Annotated in this window: 15 protein-coding genes and 1 pseudogene; 5 read left to right on the top strand and 11 right to left on the bottom strand. The window is 70.2% G+C overall.

All coding sequences use genetic code 11. The features are described from left to right. Nucleotides 1-40 precede the first annotated feature (40 nt). Nucleotides 41-1,417 carry a hypothetical protein gene (locus ABD378_RS09520; RefSeq protein ID WP_344520115.1) on the top strand — a complete coding sequence of 459 codons (1,377 nt, stop codon included), beginning with the start codon at nucleotides 41-43 and terminating at the stop codon, nucleotides 1,415-1,417. A 310-nt stretch (nucleotides 1,418-1,727) separates the two neighbouring features. After that, entirely contained in the window at nucleotides 1,728-2,630 is a 903-nt protein-coding gene (locus tag ABD378_RS09515; protein WP_344520114.1) for an alpha/beta fold hydrolase, read from the top strand. Here ABD378_RS09515 and ABD378_RS09510 read toward each other — a convergent pair. Then, nucleotides 2,602-3,579, bottom strand: coding sequence for an SDR family NAD(P)-dependent oxidoreductase (locus ABD378_RS09510; protein WP_344520113.1), 978 nt, complete (start codon nucleotides 3,577-3,579; stop codon nucleotides 2,602-2,604). The two genes, ABD378_RS09515 and ABD378_RS09510, sit on opposite strands and share 29 nt — an antisense overlap. A 73-nt stretch (nucleotides 3,580-3,652) precedes the next feature. On the opposite strand from ABD378_RS09510, the gene ABD378_RS09505 reads away from it, so the two are divergent. Further along, nucleotides 3,653-4,258 (top strand): TIGR03086 family metal-binding protein, encoded by a 606-nt coding sequence (locus ABD378_RS09505; RefSeq protein ID WP_344520112.1) that lies wholly within the window; start codon nucleotides 3,653-3,655, stop codon nucleotides 4,256-4,258. A 9-nt stretch (nucleotides 4,259-4,267) separates the two neighbouring features. Here the strand turns inward: ABD378_RS09505 and ABD378_RS09500 are convergent, their stop codons facing one another. Both ABD378_RS09500 and ABD378_RS09495 read right to left on the bottom strand, forming a co-directional pair. Next, a complete protein-coding gene (locus tag ABD378_RS09500; RefSeq protein ID WP_344520110.1) occupies nucleotides 4,268-4,804 on the bottom strand; it encodes a hypothetical protein in 537 nt (178 codons plus the stop codon). 246 nt (nucleotides 4,805-5,050) lie between these two features. After that, nucleotides 5,051-5,671, bottom strand: coding sequence for a YceI family protein (locus ABD378_RS09495; protein ID WP_344520109.1), 621 nt, complete (start codon nucleotides 5,669-5,671; stop codon nucleotides 5,051-5,053). 399 nt (nucleotides 5,672-6,070) lie between these two features. Between ABD378_RS09495 and ABD378_RS09490 the strand changes: the two genes are divergently transcribed. Together ABD378_RS09490 and ABD378_RS09485 are read left to right on the top strand one after the other, a co-directional pair. Next, complete coding sequence (locus tag ABD378_RS09490; protein ID WP_344520108.1) at nucleotides 6,071-7,663, top strand: acyl-CoA carboxylase subunit beta; 1,593 nt, start codon at nucleotides 6,071-6,073, stop codon at nucleotides 7,661-7,663. A gap of 33 nt (nucleotides 7,664-7,696) precedes the next feature. Continuing rightward, complete coding sequence (locus ABD378_RS09485; protein ID WP_344520107.1) at nucleotides 7,697-7,894, top strand: acyl-CoA carboxylase subunit epsilon; 198 nt, start codon at nucleotides 7,697-7,699, stop codon at nucleotides 7,892-7,894. 341 nt (nucleotides 7,895-8,235) lie between these two features. On the opposite strand, the gene ABD378_RS09480 is transcribed toward ABD378_RS09485, so the two are convergent. The 8 genes and pseudogenes from ABD378_RS09480 to ABD378_RS09445 form a co-directional block, all read right to left on the bottom strand. Continuing rightward, nucleotides 8,236-8,820, bottom strand: coding sequence for a GTP-binding protein (locus tag ABD378_RS09480; RefSeq protein WP_190084708.1), 585 nt, complete (start codon nucleotides 8,818-8,820; stop codon nucleotides 8,236-8,238). Beyond that, nucleotides 8,801-9,400, bottom strand: coding sequence for a DUF742 domain-containing protein (locus tag ABD378_RS09475; protein ID WP_249587537.1), 600 nt, complete (start codon nucleotides 9,398-9,400; stop codon nucleotides 8,801-8,803). The genes ABD378_RS09480 and ABD378_RS09475 overlap by 20 nt, the downstream gene beginning before the upstream one ends. A gap of 93 nt (nucleotides 9,401-9,493) precedes the next feature. After that, nucleotides 9,494-9,907 carry a roadblock/LC7 domain-containing protein gene (locus ABD378_RS09470; RefSeq protein ID WP_135330751.1) on the bottom strand — a complete coding sequence of 138 codons (414 nt, stop codon included), beginning with the start codon at nucleotides 9,905-9,907 and terminating at the stop codon, nucleotides 9,494-9,496. A gap of 10 nt (nucleotides 9,908-9,917) precedes the next feature. Next, complete coding sequence (locus ABD378_RS09465; RefSeq protein ID WP_344520106.1) at nucleotides 9,918-13,091, bottom strand: sensor histidine kinase; 3,174 nt, start codon at nucleotides 13,089-13,091, stop codon at nucleotides 9,918-9,920. Nucleotides 13,092-13,431: 340 nt separating this feature from the next. Further along, nucleotides 13,432-14,016, bottom strand: coding sequence for a GTP-binding protein (locus tag ABD378_RS09460; RefSeq protein ID WP_249587535.1), 585 nt, complete (start codon nucleotides 14,014-14,016; stop codon nucleotides 13,432-13,434). After that, nucleotides 13,997-14,401, bottom strand: a complete 405-nt coding sequence (locus ABD378_RS09455; protein WP_344520105.1) for a DUF742 domain-containing protein — start codon at nucleotides 14,399-14,401, stop codon at nucleotides 13,997-13,999. Before ABD378_RS09455 ends, ABD378_RS09460 begins: the two co-directional genes overlap by 20 nt. A gap of 119 nt (nucleotides 14,402-14,520) precedes the next feature. Next, the gene (locus tag ABD378_RS09450; protein ID WP_098244998.1) at nucleotides 14,521-14,940 is read right to left on the bottom strand and encodes a roadblock/LC7 domain-containing protein; all 420 of its coding nucleotides are present in this window, start codon (nucleotides 14,938-14,940) and stop codon (nucleotides 14,521-14,523) included. Then, nucleotides 14,941-16,414, bottom strand: a pseudogene (locus ABD378_RS09445) (nitrate- and nitrite sensing domain-containing protein); the annotation flags it as partial.

Here is a 16,414-nt window from a genome sequence, read left to right as displayed (position 1 = left end):
CGGACCGCCGCCGGGGGCTTTCCTGAGTTAGCTTCGAAGTATGAGGAATGGGACTAAGCGAATATTTGTCGCGTTGTCCGGGCTTCTCGTGTCCCTGGGTGCCGTGTCGTTCACGGCGGCGCCCGGGGCCGCGGCTGCCACCAGTGTCCCGGCCGTGGCCGAAGCCTGGGAGAAGAGCCCGGTGTACGTGGATCCGGCCGCCTCGGACCAGCTGTCCGGAGCCGACGCGGACGCCCTCGCGGAGAAGATCGAGGATGCCGACAAGCCCGTGTTCGTGGCGGTGCTGCCCTCGGACTTCCCTAAGCAGGACCTCTTCCAGAAGCTGCGTACCGAGACCGGCGTGACCGGTGTGTACGGGATCCGGCTCGGTGACGCCTTCGACGCGAAGGCCGACAGGCAGGTGCTGAGCAACGCGGCCGTCTCCAACCTCGTCACTACCTACGGGGACGTGGACGACACCAAGACCCAGCTGAACTCCTTCGTCGACCAGGCGGTGAAGGACGCTCGCGGCTCGGCGCCCGAATCGTGGGCGGGTTCCGGTTCCGGTTCCGGGGCCGATGACGGTGTCTCCCTGGGCGCGCTGGTGGGTGTCGGCGCGGTGCTCGTGGCGGGTGCCGGGGCCACGTACGCGGTGGTCCGGCGCAACCGGCGGCGGAAGGCCGAGGAGCAGCGGGTCGCCCTGGAGAAGCTGCGGGTCGTGGTGGACGAGGACATCACGGCGTACGGCGAGGAATTGGACCGGCTGGACTTCCACCCCGCGGAGGCGGGCGCGGACGACACGATGCGCGCCGATTACGAGCGGGCCCTTGACTCGTACGAGAAGGCGAAGTCGTTCATGGCGGCGGCGGAGCGGCCCGAGCAAGTGCGGGCCGTCACCCAGTCGCTGGAGGACGGCCGCTTCTCGCTCGCCCTCCTCGCCGCGCGACGCGAGGGCCGCGCGCTGCCGGAGCGGCGGGCCCCCTGCTTCTTCGACCCGCGGCACGGCCCGTCGGTGAAGGACGCGCAGTGGGCGCCTGCGGGCGGGGCCGAGCGGTCGGTCCCGGTCTGCCTCGCGGACGCGACGCGCCTCGCGGACGGGGAGGAACCGATGGCGCGCACAGTGGCCACGGAGTCGGGCGAGCGGCGCCCGTACTGGGAGGCGGGCCCGGCGTACGGCCCCTGGGCCGGCGGCTACTTCGGCGGCGGCATGCTGCCGGGGCTGCTGATCGGCACGATGCTGGGCGGAATGATGGCGAGCCCGGCGTATGCGGCGGACTACGGGTCGGGGTACGGGGACTTCGGGGCCGGGGCGGGGTACGACGGCGGGGACTACTCGGGGTCGGACTTCGACTCTGGGGACTTCGGTGGTGGTGGCGGTGGCTTTGGGGGCGGTGGGGACTTCGGGGGTGGCGGGGACTTTGGGGGTGGCGGGTTCTAGCCGCGATACTCCTTGCGGGGCTTGGGCGGGTGGTGGGTGCCGGGTGCCGGTCCCCGGGTGCGGGTGCGGCACTGGGCCGTCTGTGGTGCGGGGCCGCGCCGGTATGTCCGTCCTCGCTATCGTCCGGTGGCCGCTTTGGTGCTTCGGGTCTGGAGTGTTGGGAACCGTGCTCCGGGCGGACATACCGGCACGTCCCCTCGCGAGCGCTGCCGACTGCGGGCTGTGGGGCCTTTCTGTCCCGGGTTGGGGTTGACTTGGTGGGGGAGTCGCGAGACGACACGTCTCGTTTCTGGTTTGGGGAAGGTTGTTTATGCAGCAGCAATACGTTGAAGTCGCGCCCGGCGTTCGTCTGTGGACGGAGCGGTGCGGTGCCGATGGGCCCGCGCTGCTTCTGGTCATGGGCGCCCAGGCCTCTGGTCTCGGCTGGCCCGATGTCCTGGTCGAGGCGCTCGCTGTCCGTCATCAGGTCATCCGTTACGACCACCGGGACACCGGCCGCTCCACCACCGCCTTTGATGAACACCCGTACCCCATCACCGACTTGGCGCGGGACGCCGTCGCCGTCCTGGACGGTTTGGGAGTCGAGCGGGCGCATCTGGTGGGCATGTCGCTCGGCGGCATGCTGACCCAGCTGGTCCTCGCCGACCACCCCGAGCGTGTGCTGAGCGCCACGCTGATCGGCACATGCGCGTTGAGCGACACCGCGTACGCGGCCCCGGACGGAACCCGGGTCCCGGTCGGTGAACTGCCCGGTATCGCCCCCGAAGTCCTGGAGATGTGGTCCCGCCCGGTCGAGGACGGGGGGTTGGAGGCCGAACTCGACCGCAGGGTGGAGCACTGGCGTGTCCTGGGTGGCGGTCAACTGCCCTTTGACGCCTCGTACTTCCGCGACCTGGAGCGCCGGATCATCGAGCACACGGGGACTCACGCCGCCTCGACGGCACACGCCCGGGCCGATGACTCCCACATGCTCCGCACCGACGAACTGGCCGGCGCGTCGGTCCCCACGCTCGTCATCTCCGCTCCGGCCGAGCCGGTGTTCCCGCCCCCGCACCCGCGCCACCTGGCACAGGTCATCGGCGTCGGCACTCGCGTGGTGGAGATCGCGGGCATGGGGCACGCACTGCCTCCGGCGGTGCAGGGCCCGCTGGCGGAGGCGATCCTGGCGCACACCGGCTCCGCCGTCATGATGCCAGGTGGCACAACCCCGTGATGTCCGCGGAGAGTTGCCAGAGGCGGGCCGCCGCGTCGGGGTCCGTCGCCCATGGTTTGACGCCGCCGGTCAGCATGTCCTCCGTCGTGGCGGGCTCCGCGATGTCGCAGTCCTGGCAGTACGCGCCGCCGTGAGCGTCCAGGAGCGGTGACGTCGCCGCCCAGACCGCCGTGGCCGCGCCCTGCGCCGGGGTCTTGAAGCCCTGTGCCGGGGTGCCGTCGGCGGACATCCAGCCCTGCGCGATCTGTTCCTCACGGGGGATGTGGCGCTGGAGGGGCGTGAGGACGCTGCCGGGATGTACGGAGAAGGCCCGCGGGCCGGTGGTGGCCGTGCTCAAGGAGTCCAGGTGTACGGCGAAGAGCGCGTTCGCCGTCTTGGACTGGGCGTAGGCCAGCCAGCGGTCGTAGCCCTCGTGGAAGTGCGGGTCCGTCCAGCGGATGTCGGAGAGGAAGTGGCCGGACGAGGCCACGGACACCACTCGTGAGGTGCCCGGACTCAGCGCCGGGTAAAGGCGGTTGACCAGGGCGAAGTGGCCCAGGTGGTTGATCGCGAAGTGGGACTCCCAGCTGCCGTCGGGGCCGACGCGGGCCTCGGGGCAGGCCATCACGCCCGCGTTGTTGATGAGGATGTCGAGGGTGCCGTGCGTGGCGAGGAAGCGGTCCGCGAAGCGCCGGATGCTCTCTTGGTCCGCCAGGTCCAGCGCCTGTACCTCCGCGCGCTCCGTGCCCAGCAGCGCCTCCTCCGCCGTGCCGGGCCTGCGTGCCGGGACGATGACGTGCGCGCCCGCCTGGGTCAGCGCCCGGGTGATCTCCAGGCCGAGCCCCGAGTAGCCGCCGGTGACCAGCGCCGTCCTGCCCGAGAGGTCGATCCCTTCGAGTACGTCGTCCGCCGTGCTCAGCGCCCCGAACCCGCTGCCGATCCTGTGCTGTTGCCCTTGTCGTGTGGTCATGTGCGTGACGCTAGAAGCTGGACCGCGCTCTAAGGCAAGGTGGGCGGACGTACTCCGACAAGCGGGAGAAAACGTGAGCGAGCACGGCACGAACACCACCTGGTCCCTCCTCGACAGCGCGCACGCGGCACTCCGAACGGCCGTCCGGGGGGTGCCGGAGGGAGACTGGGACCGTCCGACGCCCTGCGCGGAGTGGAACGTCACCCAGGTGCTGCAGCACGCCGTCGGCGACCAGCTCGGCTACGCCTCGTCCCTCACCGGAGGACCTGGCCCCACGGAGAACCCGTTCGCGCCCTCCGGCAAGCTCACGGATTCCCCGGAGGCCTTGCTGGAACCGGCACTCACGGCGTCCGCCGAGGCCTGGGCGACGGTCGACGAGCAGGTCCGGGAGGTACGGGTACCGCTTCCGCCCGGCACCATGACCGCCGCCCTCGGCGTCGGCGCCTGCGCACTGGACGCCGCCGTCCACGCATGGGACATCGCCGTGGCCACGGGTCAACCACCGCCGCTCGGCGATGAGCTGGCCGGACCACTGCTCGCCGTGGCCCGGCAGATCGTCGAGCCGGTCCGCGCCTTCGCCTTCGCGCCCGCCCTTGAGGCGGAGGAGGGTGGGCCGGAGAAAGGCGACGCTGCCGAACTGCTGCGGTACCTGGGCCGCCGCCCCGACTGGACGCCCTAGCCGGGACGCTCAGGCGCCCTGCGGCGGTGGCAGGTGCCACCTTCCCGAATGTCCGGGCGGGAGCGCCAAGTCGCGCCGAACCGCCTGGTAGTAGCCCTCGCGTGTGGTCCGCTGGCGGTCGAGGAGCGCGGACCACGCGTCCGGGTCCCGGATGCCCTCGCGCAGGAAGCGTTCCATCTCGACGACGGTAAGAACCCAGACCCGCGCCTTGTCCACCACGTCCGGAGTGCCGAGCATCAACAGCGCCTCGCCGGCCGGATCCCGCGCGATGGCGGCCTCCGCCAGGTGGGGCGCCGCCTCTTCGGGGGAGAGGGGGTGCGGGTGCGGGTCGTTGCCGAGGTGGGCGGCGACGCGGTAGGTGAGCGTGACGGCCTGCTTCACCACACGGGCGTAGTCGCCGTAGACGGCGAGACGCCGCTCCTCCCAGCGGGCCGCTTGTTCCCTCTGAAACCGGGCCCGATCGCCTCGGGTGATCGCCAGATACGAACCGAGCGCACCGACGATCACGCCTATCAGGGCGGGCAGTTGCTGTATGAACTCGGCCACGCCCCGAACGCTATCGAAGGCGCAGAGAAGCAGAACAGGCAGCCAAGTTCACCGAATGCCCCGGGGCTACCGAGACCAACGCGTCCGGCACACGCCCCGGTGGGCAGGGGCCCACACCGCACCCGCACCCGCACCCGCATCGGAACGCAAGCCACCCACCCACCCCACCCCGGCATGCGGGGCAATCGGGTGGGTGGGTGGGGAAGCATCCGCCGCGAAGCGGCGGCACAGAACACAGCCCAGGGCTCAGGAGCCAGACTTAATCGCGGAGATGTCGAAGTTCAGCTTGATCTTGTCGGAGACAAGCACCCCGCCCGTCTCCAGCGCGGCGTTCCAGGTGAGGCCCCACTCCGAGCGGAGGATCTCCGCCTTGCCCTCGAAGCCGACCCGCTCGTTCCCGAAGGGGTCCGTGGCCGAGCCGTTGAACTCGAGGTCGATGGCGAGCGGCTTCGTGGTGCCGAGGATCGTCAGATCACCGGTGACGCGGTAGTCGTCGCCGCCCAGCGCCTCCGCCTTCGTGGAGCGGAACGTCATCTCCGGGAACTCGTCGGTCTTGAAGAAGTCCGAGCTCTTCAGGTGACCGTCACGGTCCGCGCTGCCGGTGTCGATGCTGTCCATCTTCACGTCGATGGAAGCCGTCGAGCGGGACGGGTCCGTGCCGTCCAGGCGCAGCGTGCCGGAGAGGTCGGTGAAGGAACCCTTGACGTTCGTGACCATGGCGTGGCGGGCGACGAAGCCGATCGACGTGTGTGAGGGGTCGATCGTGTACTCGCCGGTCAGGGCGGCGAGCTCCGGGTTGACCGGGGCGGGCGCGGTGGCGGTGGCGGACGTGGTGGCGGTTTCGTTCTTGCGGCCGAAGAGACCCATGACTGCTCCTTGGGGACGAGCTGCGAGCGGGGAAGCCGAGCTGCGAGCTACGGGGTGGGTATGTTGAATGTTCAACGAGATTGACTCTAACTCCATTCAGTTCAACATTCAACCTAAAGCGGAGTGTGTCGAAGTGATCACTTTCCGGATTCGATGGCAACGCCCGCACCGCAAGCCCGCCCGTCGGGCTTCCGTTACCTTTGGGCGCGGCCCGTGCGCCGGTGGTGTGAGGTGTCTCTCACCGAACGCTTTGTGGAATCCCTACAGCGCGCCGCCCCTCTGAGCAGTCACTTCGGGCGCACTGGAATGAGCTTCTGTTCGGGGGTGCCAGGAAAACGGGCCGGAGACTGTTCAGAGTCGACGGTCCGTTTCGGTAGGCGCACTTCGTAAGGTCACTACATGACCGTTTTGGACGACACCGCTTCTCCCGAGGGCGAGCCCACCGACGCGCGTGGGCGCGTGGCCGAACTGCACGCGATCCGTGCCGAGGCGCTGCGAGGCCCGAGCGAGAAGGCGACGAAGGCCCAGCACGCCAAGGGCAAGCTGACCGCACGCGAGCGGATCGAGCTGCTTCTGGACGCGGGTTCGTTCCAGGAGGTCGAGCAACTGCGCCGGCACCGGGCGACCGGGTTCGGCCTGGAGGCCAAGAAGCCGTACACCGACGGTGTCATCACCGGCTGGGGGACGGTCGAGGGGCGCACGGTCTTCGTCTACGCCCACGACTTCCGTATCTTCGGCGGCGCGCTCGGCGAGGCGCACGCCACGAAGATCCACAAGATCATGGACATGGCCATCGCGGCCGGTGCCCCGCTGGTCTCCCTGAACGACGGTGCGGGCGCCCGTATCCAGGAGGGCGTCTCCGCGCTCGCCGGGTACGGCGGCATCTTCCAGCGCAACACCAAGGCGTCCGGTGTCATCCCGCAGATCAGCGTCATGCTCGGCCCGTGCGCGGGCGGCGCGGCGTACTCGCCGGCCCTGACGGACTTCGTCTTCATGGTCCGCGAGACCTCGCAGATGTTCATCACCGGTCCGGACGTGGTGCGTGCGGTGACCGGTGAGGAGATCTCCCAGAACGGTCTGGGCGGCGCGGACGTGCACGCCGAGACGTCGGGCGTCTGCCACTTCGCGTACGACGACGAGGAGACCTGCCTCGCCGAGGTCCGCTACCTCATCGCGATGCTGCCCTCGAACAACCGCGAGAACCCGCCCACCCACGAGTCGGACGACCCGGCGGACCGCCGCTCGGACATGCTGCTCGACCTGGTCCCGGCGGACGGCAACCGTCCGTACGACATGACCAAGGTCATCGAGGAGCTCGTCGACGACGGCGACTACCTCGAGGTCCACGAGCGCTGGGCCCGCAACATCATCTGTGCCCTGGCCCGCCTGGACGGCAAGGTCGTCGGCATCGTCGCCAACCAGCCGCAGTCCCTTGCGGGCGTCCTGGACATCGAGGCTTCCGAGAAGGCGGCCCGCTTCGTCCAGATGTGCGACGCTTTCAATATCCCGATCGTGACGCTGCTCGACGTGCCCGGCTTCCTGCCGGGTGTGGACCAGGAGCACGGCGGGATCATCCGGCACGGCGCGAAGCTCCTGTACGCGTACTGCAACGCCACCGTGCCGCGGATCTCGCTGATCCTGCGCAAGGCGTACGGAGGCGCGTACATCGTCATGGACAGCCAGTCCATCGGCGCCGACCTGACCTACGCCTGGCCGACCAACGAGATCGCGGTGATGGGTGCCGAGGGCGCCGCCAACGTGATCTTCCGGCGTCAGATCGCGGCCGCCGAGGACCCCGAGGCGATGCGCGCGCGCATGGTCAAGGAGTACAAGGCCGAGCTGATGCACCCCTACTACGCCGCCGAGCGAGGCCTGGTCGACGACGTGATCGACCCCGCCGCCACGCGTGAGGTGCTCATCAGCTCCCTCGCGATGCTCCGCAACAAGCACGCTGACCTGCCGTCGCGCAAGCACGGCAACCCCCCGCAGTAATTCCTGCAGTAGCCCACAAGGAGAACGCTGCACATGACTACCCCTGACATCCGCGTCGAGAAGGGCCACGCCGAGCCCGAGGAGGTCGCCGCCATCACGGCGATCCTGCTGGCCCGTAGCGCCGCTGCCACCGCGCAGGCGCCCGCGCCCCGCCGGGGCCGCGACAAGGCCGGCTGGCGCCGCCTGGAGCGCACCCCGGGCTTCCGCGCCCCGCACAGCTGGCAGGGCTAGCCCCGCCGCCCCACAGCACCCAGCAGGGCCCCGCACCACTTCTGGTGCGGGGCCCTGTCTTGTTCCCCGGGCCACTCGCGCTCGTCCGCGGACCGCCCCGCCACCAAGCCCGCCGCTTCGCGGCGGATCATCCCCACCCACCCACCCATTACCCCGCAGGGCAATCGGGTGGGTGGGCGGGAAGGCCGGTTCGTTCAGGGGCGGACGCGGGGTGATCGGGTGGGTGGGCGGGGGAGACTCGCCGCGCAGCGGCGGCCGACCCGCCCCGCCTCCGCGGACAAAGACGATGGGCCCCGCACCACCTGAGGGTGCGAGGCCCATCGACGTACAGGCAAGGACCGCTAACGCAGCCGCGCCATCAACGCGTGCTCCACGAGCGTGATCAGACCGCTCTTCGCGTCCGCGCGATGCCGCGCGTCCGTCGTGATGATCGGGGTGTCCGGGCCGATCTGCAGCGCCTCGCGGACCTCGTCCGGCGTGTACGGCTGGTGGCCGTCGAAGCCGTTGAGGGCGATAACGAAGGGCAGGCCCGAGTTCTCGAAGTAGTCGACGGCGGGGAAGCAGTCGGCGAGACGGCGGGTGTCCACGAGCACGACGGCGCCGATCGCGCCGCGTACCAGGTCGTCCCACATGAACCAGAAGCGGTCCTGACCCGGCGTACCGAAGAGGTACAGGATCAGGTCCTGGTCCAGGGTGATGCGGCCGAAGTCCATGGCGACGGTCGTCGTCGTCTTGTCCCCGGTGTGGGTGAGGTCGTCGATGCCCGCGGACGCGGACGTCATGACGGCCTCGGTGCGCAGCGGGTTGATCTCAGAGACCGCTCCGACGAACGTGGTCTTGCCCACGCCGAAGCCGCCCGCCACCACGATTTTCGCGGAAGTGGTGGAGCGGGCTGTTGCTCCGCCGCTAGAGCTTGCGAAGTCCACTGAGCACCCTTTCGAGCAGTGTCACGTCTGGCTGGCCGCCGGCGGACTCGTCGCCGCCCGGCTGATGGATGGCGACAAGTCCGGCCTCCGCCAGGTCGGCTACGAGGATCCGGGCGACGCCGAGGGGAATGGTGAGAAGTGCCGAGATCTCGGCGACTGACTTGATCTCGCGGCACAGATTGCAGATCCGCTGATGCTCGGGCAACTGGCCCTGCAACTGGTGCGGTTGGGCGGTGGTGTGCACCAGCGCCTCGATGGCGAGCTGGTAGCGGGGCCTGGTGCGGCCACCCGTCATGGCGTACGGACGCACCAGGGGGTTGCTCGCGGACCCCGCGGGCGCCGCTTCCGGGGCGCGTCGCTGTGGTTGCACTGGCTGGATCCTGGGGGTGTGAGGCTGCTCGTACGGGCTCTGGCGGGGGCCCGGCTGCTGCGGCTGCTGATAGGGCCTGCGGTGCTGGCTGGGCGCGGAGGGGAAGTTGTAACGGTTCGGCGCCCCGTCGTGCGGCCCCTGCCCCTGGCCGTGACCAGGCGACCAGTTGGCCGATGACGAACCGTCCGGGGGTGTTCCTGAGCCTGCCACGTACTCCTCCTCCGACTGTGCCGGGCACCATCATTCTGGAGCCGCGTCCCGAAACCTTACGGCCACGGGACGCGAAAGCGCACTGTACGTCTACTAGTTGAGAAGGCTCCCCTGCAGCTCCGCACGCAGGTCGGGCGTGAGTACGGTGCCGGCGCGGTCGACAAGAAGCGCCATCTCGTACCCAATGAGACCGATGTCCGCATCCGGGTGGGCGAGGACGGCCAGCGAAGAGCCGTCGGAGATGGACATAAGGAAGAGGAATCCTCGCTCCATCTCCACAACGGTCTGGGTCACGGAACCGCCCTCGAAGATCCGGGAGGCCCCGGCGGTGAGGGAGGTCAGACCGGATGCGACGGCCGCGAGCTGGTCGGCTCGGTCGCGGGGGAAGCCTTCGGACATCGCCAGAAGGAGTCCGTCGGCGGAGACCACCACCGTGTGGGACACCCCAGGGGTGTTGTCCACGAAGTTGGTGATCAACCAGTTCAGGTTCTGCGCCGCCTGGCTCATCGGGCTCACACTAACGCTCCTGGTTGTAGGTGCTGTCAGGACCGAAGCCCTGGCCATTCGTGGTGTCACTGCCTGCGCTGCGTCCCCGCTGGACGCCCCGGCGCAGGTTGCTCAGCCTGCCCCGCACATCCTCGGGGTCGCGGGAGACCTGAGGGCCGCCCTGTGGGGTCTGTTCCGCCGTGCCCTCGACCAGATTGGCCTTGGGTACCCGCTTCGGGAGACCGGACGGGGTGACCCCACCCGCCTTGGGCTCCTTCAGCGACTCGGCGCGATGCCAGCGGTCGTCGTTGGACGAACGCCAGCTGCTGTCGTCGTTGTTGCCGAACGCGTCGCCGGTCGGGGCCGGCGCGCTGCCGTTGCCGGCGGCACCGGTGGAGCCTCGGCGCGGAAGACCGGCAGCGGTCGTGTCGTGGACTGCGGACGGGGCCGGTCCGGGACGCTCGAAGCCTACGCGCTCGGCGCCGTTCGCGGGAGCCGCCGGAGCAGATTCCGGTTCCGGAGAGTACTCGGCCTGATACGCGCCCGAGTTGTTCTCGTATCCGTCACGCGTCGGCCAGTCGTCCTGGTGAGAGCGGTCGGGGTAGGCCGCGAACGGCTCGGAGACGGCACCCGTACGAGCGGCGTGATCGTCGTGACCGGCCTCCGTATAGGGGGCGTCCTGGTAGCCGTCCTGCGCCGGGTAGTACGCGTCGTCGTACGCGGGCTGCACGGCCTGGCCCTGGTTGTACTCGTCGTACGCCGGGACCTGCTGGTCGTACGAGGGCTCAAAACCGCCCTGCTGGTCGTAGCCCTGCTGCGCGTCGATCTCGTCGCGGAAGAGCGGACGGCCGTCGGCGGACTGCGCCTGCGCCTCCAGAGCGGCACGCCGCTCCTCGCGCATCAGTGAGCGGCCCACCGGGTCGAGGTCCGGGCTGTCGGCCGGATCGCCGTTGTAGCGGCTGTCGTCGAAGCCGAGCTCGGCCGCCGTACGCATCGGCTGGTGGTTGAAGGCCGGCTGCTCCGGAGCGTGCTGCTCCGGCATGATCGAGGAGACCGTGAACTCGGATTCGGGCAGCTGGTGCTCGCCGCCGCCACCGTGCGTGATCCCGTCAGGGAGCATGACGAGCGAGGTCGTGCCCGCCTGCTCGCCCGAGGGGCGCAGCTGGACGCGGATGCTGTGCCGGTCGGAGAGGCGGCCGACCACGAACAGGCCCATGCGCTGGGAGATCGCGGCGTCCACCGTCGGCGGGTTGGCCAGCTTGTGGTTGATGTCCGCGAAGTCCTCGGCGGTGAGGCCGATGCCCTTGTCGTGGATCTCGACCATGATGCGGCCGTCGGGCAGGCGGGTCGCGGTGACGCGGACCTTGGTCTGCGGCGAGGAGAACGTGGTGGCGTTCTCCAGGAGCTCGGCGAGCAGGTGCACGAGGTCGGTCACGGCGAGGCCGTGGATCTCGGCCTCCGGCACGCCCGACAGCTCGATGCGCTCGTACTGCTCCACCTCGGAGGAGGCGGCGCGTAGCACGTCGACCAGCGGGACCGGCTGGTCCCAGCGGCGGCCGGGCTCCTCGCCGGAGAGGACCAGGAGGTTCTCGCCGTTGCGTCGCATACGGGTCGCCAGGTGGTCCAGGCGGAAGAGGCTCTCCAGCTGGTCCGGGTCGGCCTCGTTGTTCTCCAGGTCGGTGATGAGGGTCAGCTGGCCCTCGATCAGGGACTGGTTGCGGCGCGAGAGGTTGGTGAAGATCGCGTTGATGTTGCCACGGAGCAGGGCCTGCTCGGCGGCGAGCCGCACGGCCTCGCGGTGCACCTGGTCGAAGGCGCGGGCGACCTCGCCGATCTCGTCCGTGGAGGAGATCGGGATGGCCTGTACGCGGGTGTCGACGCGGCCGGGGTCGGTGCGCGAGAGCTGGTCGACCAGCATCGGAAGGCGCTGCTCGGCGATGCCGAAGGCGGCCGTACGCAGCTGGCGCATCGCGCGGCTCATCTGGCGGGCCATGAGCCCGGCCAGGATGAAGGCGGCGAGCAGCGCGACCACGACGATGGCGCCGGTGATGTACGCGTTGCGCTGGGCGTCGTCGGCGATGTCCGACGCCTCGGTCACCGCCTTGTCGGCGAGGTCCGACTCGATGGTGCGGTACGCGTCGAACTTGGCGCTGGTGGTGGCCCACCAGGCTTCCTTGGTGACGCCCTTGCCGGCGAGCGCGACGCGTGCGCTGGGCTGCGTGCTCTCCAGCGTCGCGATGGCCGAGACCATCTGCTCCGACGACGGCGGCGGTACGAACGTCTTGCCCTGGGCCTTCGCGGCGGCGGCGGCCTGCTTGGCCTGCTTCTCGCCGTCGGCCTTCAGCTGCTTCTTGGCGGCCTCGAGCTTGGCGACGTCCGCGGGGGTGCCACCGCCCGTGTACTCCTCGATGGCGATGCCCTCGAGGTAGGCGTACGAGGAGAGCGCGACCTTCTGCTTGCCGAAGCTGGGGGCCGTGGGGCCGGGCTTGACCAGCAGGTGCATGCCGATGGAGCGCTCGAGGGAGAGCGCGGCCTTGGTCAGCGAGATGGCGTAGACGGTGCGGCCGTAGCTGGTGATGTTTCCGGTGCCGAGACCGAGTTCGTTGGCGAACTCCATCAGGGGGTGCTGGATGGCGACGTAGCCCTCTTCGGTCTGCGCGCCGGAGAGCTTGGAGGTGTACGCGGCCTGGCGGAGGGACTGCAGGCCCGGCTCCACCTTGTGGAAGCCGTCGAGGCGGCGCTTGAGGCCTTCCTTCTGCGGCATGTTCTCGGCGGCGGCGTCGAACTCGTCGCCGGCCGCGTCGGTGGCCTTGCGGGCCTTCACGACGGCCGGGTCGTTCTTCTTGCCGCGCAGCAGCGGCTCGGCGGAGATGTCGCGCTCTTCGATGAGGCGGTTGCCGTAGTTCAGCGAGGCCTGCACGAGGCGGGCCGTGTTCTCGGCGTCCTGGGCCTCGCTCCAGGTGTCGATCGAGCCCTTGACCTGGAAGCCGCCCATGACGAGGCCGACAAGCACGGGTATGAGGAGGATCGCGTTCAGTCGGGTCGGCACGCGCCAGTTGCGCGGGGACATTCTGCCGCCGCTGGGCGCCGGCGGCTCCATGCCCTGCACATCGGTGGGGGACGCCGCTGTGCGCGGCGGCGGGGTGAAGTTGCCCCGCGTGTCCCGCGTATGCGGCGGTGCGGGGCTCGTCTTGCTTCGCCTCACTCGACCAACAACCTCTCGGCGGCGGGACCTACACCGGTCCCGCTGTCGTCTCCAAGGCCCGTGCTACTGGGCAGTTCAGCGCATTCCAGCACGTCAGGGGGTCCTCTACCAAACAGTGAGAAGCGCTGGTTCCGAGTGGTGTAAGCCTCAGATAAAACGGTCAAATAGAGCGAGCCCCGCCAAAAGGCGGGGCTCTTGTGCGCACAGCGACACCAGATGACCGCGACGCGTGGCGGCGCCCGGCGAATTCTCTGTCGAAACGTTATGAACAGAGCGGTCGTCCGTGTCAAAGGACACAGACCGCTCTGTGGAATCTACGGCAACTGCCGTATGACCTCGTCTACTTGAGTCGTGCCATAAGCGCGTGCTCGACCAGCGTGATCAGGCCGCTCTTTGCGTCCGCACGGTGTCGCGCGTCGGTGGTGATGATCGGCGTGTTGGGGCCGATCTGGAGAGCTTCGCGCACCTCATCGGGGGTGTACGGCTGGTGGCCGTCGAAGCCGTTGAGGGCGATGACGAAGGGCAGGCCGCTGTTCTCGAAGTAGTCGACGGCCGGAAAGCAGTCGGCGAGACGGCGGGTGTCGACCAGGACCACCGCGCCGATGGCGCCGCGCACGAGGTCGTCCCACATGAACCAGAAGCGGTCCTGACCCGGCGTACCGAAGAGGTACAGGATCAGGTCCTGGTCCAGGGTGATGCGGCCGAAGTCCATGGCCACCGTGGTGGTGGTCTTGTCCCCGGTGTGGGTGAGGTCGTCGATGCCCGCGGACGCGGACGTCATGACGGCCTCGGTGCGCAGCGGGTTGATCTCGGAGACCGCGCCCACGAACGTGGTCTTGCCCACGCCGAAGCCGCCCGCCACCACGATCTTCGCGGAAGTGGTGGAGCGGGCTGTTGCTCCGCTGCTAGAGCTTGCGAAGTCCACTGAGCACCCTTTCGAGCAGTGTCACGTCAGGCTGACCGCCGGCGTTCTCGTCGCCGCCGGGCTGGTGAATGGCGACGAGCCCGGCCTCGGCCAGGTCGGCCACGAGGATCCGGGCCACGCCGAGCGGCATGGAGAGCAGAGCCGACACCTCGGCCACCGACTTGACCTCACGGCACAGGTGGCAGATGCGCTGGTGCTCCGGGAGCAGCCCCATCAGCTGCGCCGGGTCGGCCGTCGTGCTCACCAGCGCCTCTATCGCGAGCTGGTAGCGGGGCCTGGTCCGGCCGCCGGTCATCGCGTAAGGACGCACCAGCGGCTGGTCGCCTTCATATCCGTACGACGCGTGCGAGCCGTACGGGTCCTGAGAGGCGTTGGGCGGGGTCATGGATCCTCCGGGCGGGACAGCAGGTGGTCTGCGTGCCGTCTGATAGAGCCGGTGGGGGGCACCAGGTTGGCCGGACGGTGGTCAGTACGTTCGGTCGGTGGGGCGGCCGATGGAGAGAGCTAGTGCAACAGGCTGCCCTGCAGTTCGGCGCGGAGGTCCGGGGTGAGGACGGCGCCCGCGCGGTCCACGAGGAGCGCCATCTCGTATCCGACAAGGCCGATGTCGCACTCGGGGTGCGCGAGCACGGCCAGGGACGATCCGTCGGAGACCGACATGAGGAAGAGGAACCCCCGCTCCATCTCCACCACGGTCTGGGTGACGGCGCCGCCCTCGAAGATCCGGGAGGCCCCGGCGGTGAGGGAGGTCAGACCCGACGCGACCGCGGCCAGCTGATCGGCGCGGTCACGCGGGAAGCCCTCGGACATCGCCAGAAGGAGGCCGTCGGCGGAGACCACGACCGTGTGGGACACCCCGGGGGTGTTGTCCACGAAGTTCGTGATCAACCAGTTCAGATTCTGTGCCGCCTGGCTCGGACTCAACTAACGCTCCTGCTGGTGAGTGGGGAAACTGCCGGTCTGGCCGGTACCGGCCTGGCGACCCTGCTGGATGCCCCGACGGAGATTCGTCAGCCGGCCGCGTACCTCTTCGGGCGCACGCGAGACCTGCGGACCTGTGCTGTCCTGCTGCTGCTGTGCGGTGCCCGCGACGAGGTTGGCTCGCGGGACGCGGCGCGGCAGGCCGGATGTGGTGACGCCACCGGCGGACGGCTGCCGGACGCGCTCGGCCTGGCGGCCCAGCTCGTCGTTGGGCGAGGTGCGCCAGGAGGCGGCGCTGCCGTTCGTGACGTTGTTGACGTTCCCGCCGCCGGTTCCGTTGGACGCGGGGGCGGGTGCGCTGGCCGGGCGCTGGGGCGCGGCCGGGGTCTGCGGCTGCTGTGCCTGCGGCCTCGACGGAAGGGGCGACGAGGGCTGCGGGCGCTGCGGACGCTGGGGCTGCTGCTGCTCGGGGGTGCCGGGCGCGGGGGAGCGGTCGCCGCCCTGCGGTCCCTGGTTCCCTTGCTGCTGCTCCTGTTGTTGCTGCTGGAACCAGTTGGTCTCCAGCGTGTCGAACAGCGGGGTGCGGCCGTCGCCGGGGCCGGCGGGCGGGAGCCCTTCCGGCTGCGCGGGCTGCTGCGGCTGCTGAGACTGCTGCGGCACCGGAGGCACCGGCGGGATGCCGAGCTGGCCGCCCTGACCCTGACCACCGGGGCCCTGGCCCTGACCGGGAACCTGACCCTGCCCGGGGCCCTGACCACGCCGAGGTGCGTCGCCCGCGTCACGGCCACCGCGCTGCTGCGGCGCACCGGCGCCGGGCGCCCCGCTGTTGTAGCCGGGGGCGCTGGTGCCGGGACGCTGGAACTGGCCCGTGCTGGAGGAGGTGTCCTGGCCGCCGAAGACGTCCGGGCGGACGAACTGCCCGGTGCCGCCCTGCTGACCCTGGCCATGACCCTGGCCCTGACCCGGTCCCTGCCCCTGGCCGCCCTGCTGGCCCGCGTTCTGCGGCGAACCCGTGCCGGGCGGCGGCCCGTTGAAGTCCGGCCGCGCGAACTCGGCGGTCGAGCCGGGACCTTGCGCGGTGTTGCCGGCCGCGGGGTGCGGGAACTGCCCGGTGGACTCCGGCTCCTCGTGCCCGCGCGGGGTGTCGAACGGCTCGCGCGAGACCTGCGGCTGCGCGTTCTCGTCGCTCCAACTGGGCACGCGCGGCTGCGGGTTGCCCCCGGGAAGCTCGGCACGCGGACCGCCGCGCGGCGGCAGCTGCGGCCTGCGCCCCTGGTTCCCCGCGTCGTTCGCGGAGGGGTTCGCGGGCGCGGCGGGGTTCACCGGATTCGTACGCTGCTGAGGTACGGGAGGCTGCGGCGCGGAGGCCTGACCGCGGCCACCGCCCTGCCCGCCCCCGAAGAGACTGCCACCGGAACCGCCCGTGGCACCGGCGCCCTGTCCGGGCGGCCCCTGCCGGGGAGGCTGCTGGCCCGAG

This window comes from Streptomyces rectiviolaceus, from assembly GCF_039533825.1.
GTDB classification, from domain to species: Bacteria; Actinomycetota; Actinomycetes; order Streptomycetales; family Streptomycetaceae; genus Streptomyces; species Streptomyces rectiviolaceus.
This window is presented reverse-complemented; position numbering and strand designations above follow the sequence as displayed.

Coding starts and splice junctions, on each gene's coding strand:
- ABD378_RS09520 (WP_344520115.1), top strand. CDS start 41: ATGAGGAATGGGACTAAGCGAATATTTGTCGCGTTGTCCGGGCTTCTC.
- ABD378_RS09515 (WP_344520114.1), top strand. CDS start 1,728: ATGCAGCAGCAATACGTTGAAGTCGCGCCCGGCGTTCGTCTGTGGACG.
- ABD378_RS09510 (WP_344520113.1), bottom strand. CDS start 3,579: ATGACCACACGACAAGGGCAACAGCACAGGATCGGCAGCGGGTTCGGG.
- ABD378_RS09495 (WP_344520109.1), bottom strand. CDS start 5,671: ATGGGTCTCTTCGGCCGCAAGAACGAAACCGCCACCACGTCCGCCACC.
- ABD378_RS09490 (WP_344520108.1), top strand. CDS start 6,071: ATGACCGTTTTGGACGACACCGCTTCTCCCGAGGGCGAGCCCACCGAC.
- ABD378_RS09485 (WP_344520107.1), top strand. CDS start 7,697: ATGACTACCCCTGACATCCGCGTCGAGAAGGGCCACGCCGAGCCCGAG.
- ABD378_RS09470 (WP_135330751.1), bottom strand. CDS start 9,907: ATGAGCCAGGCGGCGCAGAACCTGAACTGGTTGATCACCAACTTCGTG.
- ABD378_RS09455 (WP_344520105.1), bottom strand. CDS start 14,401: ATGACCCCGCCCAACGCCTCTCAGGACCCGTACGGCTCGCACGCGTCG.